Below are 12,768 nucleotides of genomic sequence, written 5' to 3'. Positions count from 1 at the left end.
CATCGATCCGGCCATCACCGGGGAGTCCTCGGAAGAACAGCGACCGCCAGTCGGGCGCCCAGTAGAGCCGAGCGGGGCAGGCCCGTCACAGCCGGTGCAGAGCGGCCGTCACACGTGGACGGCAAGCGGGGTGGTACCGCGTCGGCGAGCCGGCGTCCTCGCAGGACCCACGAGACCTGCCAGGAGAACGATGAGCTACCCGAAGTCCCAGGAACCGAACGCTTCCGAGTCCGCCTCGAACGGTGCGGCCTTCGGCGTCACACCGTCGCCCAGCTTCCCCGCCATCGAAGAAGGCGTGCTCGCACGGTGGGCGGCCGACGGGACCTTCCAGGCGTCGATCGACCAGCGTGAAGGAGCACCCGAGTGGGTGTTCTACGACGGCCCTCCCTTCGCCAACGGCCTCCCGCACTACGGCCACCTCCTCACCGGCTATGCCAAGGACCTCTTCCCGCGGTTCCAGACGATGCGTGGCAAGCAGGTGCACCGCCGCTTCGGTTGGGACACCCACGGTCTCCCGGCCGAGCTCGAGGCGGAGCGCCAGCTCGGCATCACCGACAAGCGCCAGATCGACGAGATGGGTCTCGCCGCGTTCAACCAGGTCGCCCGCGACTCGGTGCTCCGGTACACCGAGGAGTGGCAGGACTACGTGACGCGCCAGGCGCGCTGGGTCGACTTCGAACACGACTACAAGACGCTCGACGTGACCTACATGGAGTCGGTCATCTGGGCGTTCAAGCAACTGCACGACAAGGGCCTCGCCTACGAGGGCTACCGGGTGCTGCCCTACTGCTGGCGCGACCAGACCCCGCTCTCCAACCACGAACTGCGCATGGACGACGACGTCTACCGGTCCCGCCAGGACCAGACCGTCACCGTCACCTTCCCACTCGTCGGCCCCAAGGCCGAGAGCCTCGGACTCACCGCGGTCCGAGCGCTGGCCTGGACGACGACCCCCTGGACCCTGCCCACGAACGCGGCGCTCGCCGTGGGTCCCGACATCGAGTACGCGGTCGTCCCGGCCGGCCCGAACGGTACCCCGGACGCGACCGTCCTGCGCGAAGAGGGCGCTGCCCACGCCGACACGGAGGTGCTCGCAGGGGAGTACCTCATCGCCTCCGCGCTGCTCGGCAACTACGCCAAGGACCTCGGGTACGACTCTGCGGCAGACGCGCAGGCCGCCGTGTCCCGCACGGTCGTCGGCCGCGACCTCGAGGACGTCTCCTACGACCGCCTGTGGGACTACTACGCCGACGCCGAGTGGGGCATGGAGCACGCGTGGCGCATCCTGGTGGCCGACTACGTGTCGACCGAGGACGGTACGGGCATCGTCCACCAGGCTCCCGCCTACGGTGAGGAGGACCAGAAGGTCTGCGAGGCTGCGGGCATCCCGGTGATCGTCTCCGTCGACGACGGCGGGAAGTTCCTCCCCGAGGTGTCAGACGTCGTGGGCCTGCAGGTCTTCGACGCGAACAAGCCGCTCACGCAGCTGCTGAAGTCGCAGGGACGCCTCCTGCGGCAGGCGAGCTACGAGCACTCCTACCCGCACTGCTGGCGGTGCAAGCAGCCCCTCATCTACAAGGCGGTGTCGAGCTGGTTCGTCCGCGTCCCGGAGTTCCGCGACCGCATGGAGGAGCTCAACCAGGAGATCACCTGGGTGCCGGAGAACGTCAAGGACGGGCAGTTCGGCAAGTGGCTCGCCGGTGCGCGCGACTGGTCCATCAGCCGCAACCGGTACTGGGGATCACCCATCCCCGTGTGGAAGAGCGACGACCCGGCGTACCCGCGCATCGACGTCTACGGCTCGCTCGACGAGCTCGAGGCCGACTTCGGTGTCCGTCCGACGGACCTGCACCGCCCGTACATCGACGAGCTCACCCGGCCGAACCCCGACGACCCGACCGGTCGCTCGACCATGCGTCGCATCACGGACGTCCTCGACGTCTGGTTCGACTCCGGGTCGATGCCGTTCGCGCAGGTGCACTACCCGTTCGAGAACCGCGAGTGGTTCGATTCGCACAGCCCCGCCGACTTCATCGTCGAGTACATCGGGCAGACGCGTGGCTGGTTCTACCTCCTCCACGTCCTGTCCACCGCGCTCTTCGACCGGCCGGCGTTCACGAGCGTCGTGAGCCACGGCATCGTCCTCGGCAGCGATGGCCAGAAGATGTCGAAGTCGCTGCGCAACTACCCGGACGTCAACGAGGTGTTCGACCGCGACGGTTCCGATGCGATGCGCTGGTTCCTCATGTCGAGCTCGGTCCTCCGCGGCGGCAACCTGGTCGTCACCGAGGAGGGCATTCGCGAGGGTGTCCGTCAGGTGATGCTGCCGCTGTGGAACAGCTGGTACTTCTTCTCGCTGTACGCCAACACCGCGGTGCCCGGCGGGTACGACGCCGTCTGGCGGACGGACTCGAGCGACGTGCTGGACCGGTACATCCTCGCCAAGACGCGTGAACTCGTCGTGACCGTCACCGACCACCTCGAGGCGTTCGACGCGACGCTCGCCGCCGCCTCGCTGCGCGACTTCGCCGACGTGCTCACCAACTGGTACGTGCGTCGTTCGCGCGACCGGTTCTGGGCGAGCGACGGCGGAGAGCTCGACCGTGACGCCTTCGACACCATGTACACGGTCCTCGAGACCTTCACGCGGGTCGCCGCGCCACTGCTGCCCCTGATCTCCGAGCAGATCTGGACCGGGCTGACCGGGGAGCGCAGCGTCCACCTCACGGACTGGCCGGAACCACAGGCCTTCCCCGAGGACGCCGCCCTGGTCGCGGCGATGGACCGGGTCCGCGAGATCTCCGGGGTGACCCTCGCGCTGCGGAAGCAGGCCGGCCTCCGGGTCAGGCTGCCGCTCGCGTCGCTCACCGTCGTGACGCCCGACCCGGCGTCGCTGGCGCCGTTCGAGGCGATCCTCCGCGAGGAGCTCAACCTCAAGGCGGTCGTGTTCGCCGAACTGACCGACGCCAGCGGCGCCGAGTACGGGGTGACCTCACGGCTCTCGGTCAACGCCCGGGCAGCCGGGCCTCGGCTCGGGAAGACGGTGCAGCAGGCGATCAAGGGCGCTCGGAGCGGCGACTGGTCCGAGGTCGACGGGACGGTCACGGCCGGTGGTATCGAACTCGTCGCGGGCGAGTACGAGCTCGTCATGGAGGCGTCTTCGGGTGCCGCCGGTGGGGTGGCGCTCGCGTTGCTCCCGTCGGGTGGGTTCGCCCTGCTCGAGACGACCCTGACGCCGGAACTCGAGGCCGAGGGTCTCGCCCGCGACGTCATCCGCGCCGTCCAGGACACCCGGAAGGCCGCCGATCTCCAGGTGAGCGACCGCATCGCCCTCGGACTCCGGTTCGACGAGGAAGCCGACGAGCGCGCGGTACGGAGCGTGCTCGACGTGGTCGACCTCGCCGGCGACACGCTCGCATCCTCGCTGAAGTGGGCCGGCACCGTGGTGTCGTCGGCATCGTCCGGCTTCTCGCAGACCTTCGCGGCGGGGAAGTTCGGCAACACCGGCGCCTTCACCGTCACCGTCGAGCGCGCAGAGGAGACCGCACATGTCCGATGAACTGAACGAGCCTGACGACCGCTCGGCCGCGGACGCGGCGGACGCCGTGTACCGCGAGCTGCTCGACCGTCTCGGAGAGGCCCAGCCGCAGCCCCGACTCGGCGCCACCAAGCGAGCGCTCGAGCTGCTCGGCAACCCCGAGTCGTCGTTCGCGATCATCCAGATCGCGGGCACGAACGGCAAGACGAGCACGGCACGCATGATCGAGAGCATCCTCCGCGCCCACGGTCTCCGGACGGGTCTCTTCACGAGTCCGCACCTCGTCCGGTTCACCGAGCGCATCGGGGTCGACGGCGAGCGGATCTCCGACGAAGCCGTCGCGAGGAACTGGGACGACATCCGGCCCTACCTGGCGATGGTCGACGCCGAACTCACGGCGGCCGGGGAGCCGGCGCTGACCTTCTTCGAGGCGCTGACGGTGCTCGGGTTCGCCTGCTTCGGCGACGCGCCCGTCGACGTCGCGGTGGTCGAAGTCGGCATGGGCGGGGCGTGGGACTCGACGAACGCGGCAGACGCCGAGGTCGCGGTCTTCACCCCGATCGACCTCGACCACGTGCAGCGGCTCGGATCCACGATCGCCGAGATCGCGCGGACGAAGGCGGGGATCATCAAGCCCGGCGCTCAGGTCGTGTCGGCCGCGCAGCACCCGGACGCGAGACGTGCACTCACGGAGGCGGCGGCCGCCGCGTCCGACCCCATCGTGTTCGAGGGCGACGAGTTCGCCCTGGAGCAGGACGCCGTCGCCGTCGGCGGACAGCTCATCACCGTCCGAGGCCGCGCGGGGACCTACCCGGAGCTCTACCTGCCCTTGTACGGCGACCATCAGGGACGGAACGCCACGCTCGCGATCGCCGCCGTCGAGGCGTTCCTCGGCGGTGCGACGCAGGCCATCGCCGAAGACGTCCTCGCCGAAGGGCTCACGGAGGTCGCCTCACCGGGGCGGCTGCAGCTCGTCGGCACCGATCCCACCGTGCTCGTCGACGCGGCGCACAACCCCCACGGCGCGGCGTCACTCGTCGCGGCGCTCGGGACGTACTTCGACGTCGACGAGATCGCCTTCGTCGTCGGCATCCTGCAGGACAAGGACGCCGCGGGGATCCTGACGACCCTGGCGCCGGCGGCGTCCGGGTTCTTCTTCACCCAGTCCGAGTCGGAGCGCGCGATCCCCGCCGAGGAGCTCTCGCGGCTCGCGGCGTCGCTCGAGCTGCCGGCCTCGACGTTCGCCGACACCCTCGACGAGGCCGCGGAGGACGCCCGTCGTTGGGCGGATGAGGCGCCTCGCCGGCTCGTCGTGATCACCGGCTCCATCACGCTCGTCGGTGAGGCGATCGAGGTCGCCGACGACCGCGAATGGAAGGCGAAGGCATGAGCGGCATGTCGGCTCGGCGTGGTCCGCGGAGCATCAAGCAAACGCTCGGATCGATCATCCTCGGATTCGAGATGGTCGTCATGTTCCTCGGTTCGCTCGTCATCTTCGGGCTGAAGGCGCTGCCGGCCCCGGTCGCGTTGATCGGTGGCGCGGTGCTGTGTCTGATCATCGTCGCGACGATCCCGCTCCTGCGATTCCGCTGGGGGTATTGGCTGGGCTGGGCGGTGCAAGCCGCTATCGTGGCTACCGGTCTGCTCGTCCCGATGATGTTCCTCGTCGGTGGCATGGCCGCAGCCGTCTGGACCTATGCGATGGTCCAAGGCGACAAGATCGAGCGTCAGCAGGCGTTCTACCGAGAAGCGAAGGATTGACCGTGGCTGTTGAAGAAACCCTGGTACTCGTGAAGCCCGACGGCGTCGCACGCAACCTGACCGGCGAGATCCTCCGCCGGATCGAGGCGAAGGGCTACTCCCTCGTGGACCTGCGCATGGTCGAACCCGACCGCGAACTCCTCGCCGCGCACTACGCCGAGCACGAGGGCAAGCCGTTCTACGAACCGCTCGTCGAGTTCATGCTGAGCGGCCCGGTCGTCGCCATCCGAGTGGCCGGTAACCGTGTGATCGAGGGGTTCCGTTCGCTCGCGGGCACGACCGATCCGACGACGGCGGCCCCCGGCACCATCCGCGGCGACTTCGGTCGTGACTGGGGCCTCAAGGTGCAGCAGAACCTCGTGCACGGCTCGGACAGCGTCGAGTCCGCCTCGCGCGAGCTCGCGCTCTGGTTCGCCTGACGTCGGTCCGTCCATCGGACGACGAAGCCCGCCCCCGGTCTCCGGGGGCGGGCTTCGTCGTTCTGCAGGGCAGGGGTCAGAGGTAGGACAGGACGTCGAGCCGCAGCTGCGCGATGACCGCGACGACGAGGTAGCAAGCGAGGGCCACCACGACGATCCAGGAGGAGACGACGCCGGCGACCCGGCGGACGGCCGGCGAGGCCGGGATGATCCCGTTCTTGAGCGTGAACGCCGTCACGGCGATGAACGACGGGATCGTCACCGACCAGGTGACCATGCACCACGGGCAGAGCGTGCCCAGGACGAAGATGCTCTGGGAGATCAGCCAGATGACGAACCCGAGGGCGCCGAGGAGTCCGACGTTGAAGGCGATCCAGAACCACCGCGCGAACCGCGCGCCGGCCAGGATCGCGATCCCGACGGCGATCGGCGCGATCCAGGCGGAGAGGCCGATGAGCGGGTTCGGGAACCCGAGGATCGCGCCCTGCCAGGAGTTCAGGTTGACGCCGCATTGCACCAGGATGCTCAGGTTGCAGCCCAGTTGTGCGTCGGGGTCCTGCAGGAGCTGGAACTTGTCGAGCGTGAGCGCGAACGCGGCGATCCACCCGATGACGCCTGCGAGGATGAGGAAGATCGCGAGGCCCTTGGGGCGCGCGTCGATGACCGGAGCTGACACGCTCCGATTGTCGCACGCGGAGCTGCACGCCGGCTCAGACGCTCCAGGACATGCCCGGGCAGGTGGCGCTCAGGAGTGCCGGCCCCGTTCGTGCGATAATCGAGGGGTTGTGCCCGAGCCGCGCTCGACCGCACGACACAACAGGCTTGTTGGGCAATGAGAGCCCAGGACCCGCCGGCACGTGCCGGCACGATCGTGAGAGCTCCGAGAGCCAGCGATCACACAGGATTTGCGAACGGCTGCACCCGCAGACGCTCGCACGAGATGAAGAACCGGAGGGTGGCGCGGCCACCGACCCGGCATAGGGGAGTACACCAGGAATGGTGAAAGAGCACACCGAGGACCCGGCCACGCCGGAGACCGAGCACGAACCGACCGACCAGCAGCTCACGACACCTGACGCCGCCGACAGGTCCACCGAGACCGAGCAGCCGACGACGCAGGAGGAATCGACGCCCGTCGCACCGGTGCGTCCGCCGACGACCATGCTGCTGTTCCAGGCGCCGGACCTCCCGCCGATCGTGCACCGCGACGACGAGCCGCTCGAAGCGGAACTCAGTTCGTCCCGGCGACGCACCCGTCGTCGTGCCGGCGAGGACGGACCGGAGCAGGCCGAGCGCGGCGATTCGCGTTCCGAGAGCCGCAACGTCGTCAAGGTCCGCACGCCTCGCGAGCCGGAGCTCATCACCGAGCCGCAGAAGGTGCGCGGCTCCACCCGGCTCGAGGCCAAGAAGCAGCGCCGCCGCGACGGACGTGACGCGGGTCGTCGTCGTCCGGTCGTCACCGAGGCCGAGTTCCTCGCGCGACGCGAGTCGGTGGACCGCGTCATGGTCGTCCGCTCCAAGAACGGCAAGACGCAGATCGGCGTCCTCGAGGACGGCGTCCTCGTCGAGCACTACGTCGCCAGGAGCCAGGAGGCCTCGCTCATCGGCAACGTCTACCTCGGGCGCGTGCAGAACGTCCTGCCGAGCATGGAGGCGGCCTTCGTCGACATCGGCCGCGGGCGTAACGCCGTGCTGTACTCCGGTGAGGTCGACTGGGACTCCGTGGAGACGGGCAACCAGCCCCGCCGGATCGAGCTCGCGCTGAAGGGCGGCGACACCGTCCTCGTGCAGGTCACGAAGGACCCCGTGGGCCACAAGGGTGCGCGCCTCACGAGCCAGGTCTCCCTGCCCGGACGCTACCTCGTCTACGTGCCGAACGGCTCGATGAACGGGATCTCGCGCAAGTTGCCGGACACGGAGCGAGCACGCCTGAAGAAGATCCTCAAGGAGGTACTTCCGGAGAACGTCGGCGTCATCGTGCGCACGGCCGCCGAGGGTGCCACCGAGGAGCAGCTCACGCTCGACGTCACGCGGCTGAAGTCGCAGTGGGCGGAGATCTCGCGTCAGATCGAGACGGTCCAGTCGCCGGCCCTGCTCCACAGCGAGCCCGACCTCCTCATCAAGATCATCCGCGACGTCTTCAACGAGGACTTCCAGAAGCTCGTCATCCAGGGCTCCGACGCCCTCCAGGACATCCAGAGCTACCTCCGCGGCGTCGCGCCCGACCTGCTCGAGCGGGTCGAGGCCTACGACGGCACCGGCGACGCCTTCGTCGACTACCGCATCGCGGAGCAGATCGAGAAGGCGCTCGACCGCAAGGTCTGGCTCCCCTCCGGCGGTTCACTCGTCATCGACCGCACCGAGGCGATGACGGTGGTCGACGTCAACACGGGCAAGTTCGTCGGTTCAGGCGGCAACCTGGAGGAGACGGTCACCAAGAACAACCTCGAGGCCGCCGAGGAGGTCGTGCGTCAGCTACGACTCCGCGACATCGGTGGCATCATCGTCGTCGACTTCATCGACATGGTGCTCGAGACGAACCGCGACCTGGTCCTCCGACGGCTCGTCGAATGCCTCAGCCGCGACCGGACGAAGCACCAGGTCGCCGAGGTGACCTCGCTCGGACTCGTCCAGATGACGCGCAAGAAGCTCGGTCTCGGGCTTCTGGAGACGTTCAGCGAACCGTGTGAGGTCTGCGCCGGGCGTGGCGTCGTCGTGCACCACGACCCCGTCGTCCGTCACCGCCAGACCCCGCAGCCGGAGCAGCAGCGTCGTCGAGGCAAGGGTGGAGCGCAGGGCGGTCAGCCGTCGGGCGGCCAGAACGCGCAGCAGAAGCCGGCCGGTCAGACGCACGGGATCACCGACGACGCGAAGAACGCGCTCGCGCTGATCGCCGCTCGCACGCTGCACCACGAGGAACTCGCCGCGGCCGAGGCGGTCGCCGATGCGGTCGTCGCAGAGGCGGCAAGCGCCGAGGACCGGGCCACCGAGGAATCGACGCCCCAGCAGGATGACCGGTCGGCCGCGTCCGCCGGACAGCAGCAGGAGGGCCGCCGCAGCCGCCGCGAGAAGCGCGAGCCGCGACGTCGAGGCGGCGACGACTCCCGTCGTGGCGCCACCGAGGATCGTTCCGCCGACACCACGGCGGAATCCGCGTCACCCGCGCTGGCATTGCTGGACCTGCCGATCGCCCCGGTGGCCGACAAGCCGCGGCGTGCTGCCGTGGTCGATCCGGAGCACCTGCTGGAGTCCGTCCTCGACGCGCTTCCTGAGCCGAAGCAGCCCGGTCAGGGTCGTGGCCGGAGCCGACGCGTGTCGACGGCTTCGCTCGCCGGTGGGCAGGCTGTCGGGTCGGACGCGTCGCAGCGCCAGGCCGAGTAGGACCGATCGATCAGGACGGCGCGTCTCCGCGGGAGGCGCGCCGTTCGCGTGCGGTGATGCGCAGGCCGCTGGCGATCAACCGGCGGACGAGCTCCCCGCCGGGGACGGCCACCGCCCCGGCCGCGACGAGGGTCTCGTGCCGTTCGGCGGGGACGTCATAGTGGTCCAGGTCGAACGAGCGTGGCGGCAGACCGGTGCGCTCGGCGAACGCGTGCAGCTCCTCGAGCGAGCTGTCGCTCACGACGTGCGACCACAGGGTGCCGTGTGCCGGCCAGAGCGGGGGGTCGATGAGCACGGTCATGCCCCCATCCAACCACCGTCGCCGACGGTGGATTCCCGGTCGGGTCCGGACGCGCCGGGCACCAGGCCTTCGTTCAGGAGGCCCCGGGGTACACTGGTCGAGTGCATCCGGTGTGGGAGCCGTGAGGAACAGCCTCGAACTCGAGCGTCTGTCCCACTGGTTTGACCTGGACTGCACGATGAAGTAAACTCGACCGTTGGTGTGCATTGAGTTTTCATTGCCACCCACGGTTTTCTGCCATCAAGGTGTCCCACGTGTTCGAGCCTTTCCGAGCAGTAACTTCCAGCAACAGTCAGTCGGAGCGTTTCGCTCCCCAAAGAACGGGTACGTAGTGGTTTACGCAGTTGTGCGCGCCGGAGGACGGCAGGAGAAGGTCGAGATCGGAACCATCGTCACGATGGACCGGGTTAAGGCCGACAAGGATGGCAACATCGAGCTTCCCGCGGTGCTCCACGTCGACGGTGAGAACATCATCTCCGACGCGAAGTCGCTCGCGAAGATCACGGTGACGGCCGAGGTGCTCGAGAACCTCCGCGGTCCGAAGATCATCATCCAGAAGTTCAAGAACAAGACCGGGTACAAGAAGCGTCAGGGGCACCGTCAGGAGCTCACGCGCGTCAAGATCACCGGCATCAAGTAAGGCATCGAGGAGAAGAAGAGATGGCACACAAGAAGGGTGCGAGTTCCACTCGCAACGGTCGTGACTCCAACGCACAGCGTCTCGGTGTGAAGCGCTTCGGCGGCCAGGTCGTCCTCGCGGGCGAGATCCTCGTCCGTCAGCGCGGCACGCACTTCCACCCCGGCGCCAACGTCGGCCGTGGCGGCGACGACACGCTGTTCGCTCTCGAGGCTGGCTCCGTCCAGTTCGGCAACAAGGGCGGCCGCAAGGTCGTCAACATCGTCGCTGCTGCAGAGTAGCAACACCGATCTTTCCAGCAGGGGGCGGGCTTCGGCCCGCCCCCTGCTGTCGTACAACCGAGTTACATGATCCAGAGAGGGGCTGAGGGTCCATGGTCACATTCGTCGACCGGGTCACACTGCACCTGCGAGCGGGCGGCGGCGGCAACGGCTGCGTCTCCGTGAAGCGCGAGAAGTTCAAGCCGCTGGCCGGCCCCGATGGCGGCAACGGCGGACACGGTGGCGACATCGTGCTCGTGTCGGACCCTCAGATCACGACCCTGCTCGGGTACCACCGGTCTCCGCACCGCAGCTCCGACACCGGTGGCTTCGGCATGGGCGACCACCGGAACGGCTTCCAGGGCGAGACGCTCATCCTGCCGGTGCCGGTCGGCACCGTCGTGAAGGACGTCGACGGCGTCGAACTGGTCGACTTCGTCGAGCCCGGTATGGAGTTCGTCGTCGCGCCCGGCGGGCAGGGTGGCCTCGGGAACGCGGCGCTCGCCTCGACCAAGCGCAAGGCCCCGGGCTTCGCGCTCCTCGGCACGCACGGCTGGGAGGGCGATGTCCTCCTTGAGCTGAAGACCGTGGCCGACGTCGCGCTCGTCGGCTACCCGTCGGCCGGGAAGTCGAGCCTCATCGCCGCGATGTCCGCTGCCAAGCCGAAGATCGCCGACTACCCCTTCACCACGCTGCACCCGAACCTCGGCGTCGTCGAGGCCGGCGAGGTGCGCTACACGATGGCGGACGTCCCCGGCCTGATCGAGGGCGCGAGCGAGGGCAAGGGGCTCGGCCTCGAGTTCCTCCGTCATGTCGAGCGGTGCTCCGCGCTGTTGCACGTCCTCGACTGCGCGACGCTCGAGCCGGGCCGCGACCCGATCAGCGACCTCGACATCATCCTCGCCGAGCTCGCCGCCTATCCCGTCCCGGAGGGCCAGACGCCGCTGGTCGAGCGCCCGCAGCTCATCGCCCTCAACAAGATCGACGTCCCGGAGGCGAGGGAGCTCGCCGAGTTCCTGCGTCCCGACCTCGAGGCACGCGGCTACAAGGTCTTCGAGATCTCGACGGTCTCGCGCGAAGGCCTCCGACAGCTCTCGTTCGCGTTGAGCGAGCTCGTCGAGGAGAGCCGCGCCCGCGCAGCCCTCGAGGCCGCCAAGCCTCGCATCGTGCTCCGCCCGAAGCCGGTCGACGACTCCAAGTTCACCGTCACGGTCGAGGGTGGCACCTACGGCAACCTCTACCGCATCCTCGGCGCGAAGCCGGAGCGCTGGGTGCAGCAGACGGACTTCAACAACGAGGAGGCCGTCGGGTTCCTCGCGGACCGCCTGGCGAAGCTCGGTGTCGAAGAGGCGCTGTTCAAGGCCGGTGCCGTCGCCGGTGCCACCGTCATGATCGGTGCGGGCGGAGGCGTCGTCTTCGACTGGGAGCCGACGCTGACGAGCACCGCGGAGCTCCTGACCCAGCCTCGTGGTACGGACCCCCGACTCGACGCGAGCCACCGCCCGACGCGCAACCAGCGTCGCGACGAGTACTTCGAGCGCATGGACGCCAAGGCGGAGGCACGCGCGGAGCTGCTCCGCGAACGCGCGGCCGGTCTCTGGAACGACGACGAGGGCTTCGAAGTGGGCTCCGTGCCGGCTGACGCCCAGCAGGACGAGGGTGGAGCGTCGGAGGATGACGAACGGTGACCGTCAGCCAGCGCAGTGCGATCCCTGGTGCCCGCCGCATCGTCGTGAAGGTCGGTTCCTCTTCGATCAGCGGTGAGAACGCCGGGCAGATCACTGCGCTGGTCGAGGCTCTCGCCGGAGCGCACGACAGGGGGACCGAGGTCGTCCTCGTGTCCTCCGGTGCCATCGCGACCGGGATGCCGTACCTGCGCCTCGATGCGCGCCCGAGCGACCTGGCGACGCAGCAGGCGGCTGCGGCCGTCGGGCAGAACGTCCTCATCTACCGGTACCAGGACAGCCTCGACCGCTTCGGAATCGTCGCCGGTCAGGTGCTCCTGACGGCGGGTGATCTCGAGAACCCGAGCCACCGGAGCAACGCCCAACGGGCGATGGAACGGCTGCTGGGGCTGCGCATCCTCCCGATCGTGAACGAGAACGACACCGTGGCGACGCATGAGATCCGGTTCGGCGACAACGACCGGCTCGCTGCGCTCGTCTCGGTGCTGGTCGCGGCGGACGTCCTGATCCTGCTGAGCGACGTCGACGCGCTGTACACGCGTCCTCCGCAGGAGCCCGGTGCCGAGCGCATCGAAGAGGTGCCGTTCGGCGACCCGCTCACCGGCGTGACGTTTGGCGACATCGGGTCAGCGGGCGTTGGAACGGGCGGTGCCGGCACGAAGGTATCCGCGGCCCGGTTGGCTGCTGAGGCAGGGACCTCCGTCCTGGTGACCTCGACGGCGAACGTCGCCGCCGCGCTCCGGGGCGAGCAGCTCGGGACCTGGTTCCAGCCGGCCTGAGCCGGCT

At 68.8% G+C, this 12,768-nt stretch carries 11 protein-coding genes; 9 read left to right on the top strand and 2 right to left on the bottom strand.

Annotation, left to right across the window (positions count from 1 at the left end):
* Positions 1-190 precede the first annotated feature (190 nt).
* Genes ileS through ndk form a run of 4 tightly spaced genes read left to right on the top strand, consistent with a single transcriptional unit; the run spans position 191 to position 5,718 of the window.
* Entirely contained in the window at positions 191-3,559 is a 3,369-nt protein-coding gene (ileS, locus tag ASE44_RS05085; RefSeq protein WP_056777939.1) for an isoleucine--tRNA ligase, read from the top strand.
* Complete coding sequence (locus tag ASE44_RS05080; protein ID WP_056777938.1) at positions 3,549-4,928, top strand: folylpolyglutamate synthase/dihydrofolate synthase family protein; 1,380 nt, start codon at positions 3,549-3,551, stop codon at positions 4,926-4,928. The genes ileS and ASE44_RS05080 overlap by 11 nt, the downstream gene beginning before the upstream one ends.
* Positions 4,925-5,299 carry a DUF4233 domain-containing protein gene (locus ASE44_RS05075; protein WP_056006641.1) on the top strand — a complete coding sequence of 125 codons (375 nt, stop codon included), beginning with the start codon at positions 4,925-4,927 and terminating at the stop codon, positions 5,297-5,299. The genes ASE44_RS05080 and ASE44_RS05075 overlap by 4 nt, the downstream gene beginning before the upstream one ends.
* A gap of 2 nt (positions 5,300-5,301) precedes the next feature.
* Positions 5,302-5,718 (top strand): nucleoside-diphosphate kinase, encoded by a 417-nt coding sequence (ndk, locus tag ASE44_RS05070; protein WP_056006638.1) that lies wholly within the window; start codon positions 5,302-5,304, stop codon positions 5,716-5,718.
* 76 nt (positions 5,719-5,794) lie between these two features.
* On the opposite strand, the gene ASE44_RS05065 is transcribed toward ndk, so the two are convergent.
* Positions 5,795-6,394, bottom strand: a complete 600-nt coding sequence (locus ASE44_RS05065) for a vitamin K epoxide reductase family protein (protein WP_056006635.1) — start codon at positions 6,392-6,394, stop codon at positions 5,795-5,797.
* A 323-nt stretch (positions 6,395-6,717) separates the two neighbouring features.
* On the opposite strand from ASE44_RS05065, the gene ASE44_RS05060 reads away from it, so the two are divergent.
* A complete protein-coding gene (locus ASE44_RS05060; RefSeq protein ID WP_235522548.1) occupies positions 6,718-9,099 on the top strand; it encodes an Rne/Rng family ribonuclease in 2,382 nt (793 codons plus the stop codon).
* Between the two features lie 10 nt (positions 9,100-9,109).
* Here ASE44_RS05060 and ASE44_RS05055 read toward each other — a convergent pair whose 3' ends face one another.
* Positions 9,110-9,400 carry a DUF4031 domain-containing protein gene (locus ASE44_RS05055; RefSeq protein ID WP_056006632.1) on the bottom strand — a complete coding sequence of 97 codons (291 nt, stop codon included), beginning with the start codon at positions 9,398-9,400 and terminating at the stop codon, positions 9,110-9,112.
* 331 nt (positions 9,401-9,731) lie between these two features.
* Here ASE44_RS05055 and rplU point away from each other — a divergent pair, with 331 nt between their 5' ends.
* The 4 genes from rplU (at position 9,732) to proB (ending at position 12,761) form a co-directional block, all read left to right on the top strand.
* Positions 9,732-10,040 carry a 50S ribosomal protein L21 gene (gene rplU / locus ASE44_RS05050; RefSeq protein WP_082455812.1) on the top strand — a complete coding sequence of 103 codons (309 nt, stop codon included), beginning with the start codon at positions 9,732-9,734 and terminating at the stop codon, positions 10,038-10,040.
* 20 nt (positions 10,041-10,060) lie between these two features.
* Entirely contained in the window at positions 10,061-10,318 is a 258-nt protein-coding gene (rpmA, locus tag ASE44_RS05045) for a 50S ribosomal protein L27 (RefSeq protein WP_056006626.1), read from the top strand.
* A gap of 92 nt (positions 10,319-10,410) precedes the next feature.
* Entirely contained in the window at positions 10,411-11,985 is a 1,575-nt protein-coding gene (obgE, locus tag ASE44_RS05040; RefSeq protein WP_082455810.1) for a GTPase ObgE, read from the top strand.
* Complete coding sequence (gene proB / locus ASE44_RS05035) at positions 11,982-12,761, top strand: glutamate 5-kinase (protein WP_056006623.1); 780 nt, start codon at positions 11,982-11,984, stop codon at positions 12,759-12,761. Before obgE ends, proB begins: the two co-directional genes overlap by 4 nt.
* Positions 12,762-12,768 lie beyond the last annotated feature (7 nt).

Source organism: Plantibacter sp. Leaf1 (assembly GCF_001421315.1).
Taxonomy (GTDB): Bacteria; Actinomycetota; Actinomycetes; order Actinomycetales; family Microbacteriaceae; genus Plantibacter.
The sequence above is the reverse complement of the archived record's forward strand: the minus strand, read 5'-3'. Positions and strand labels throughout refer to the sequence as shown.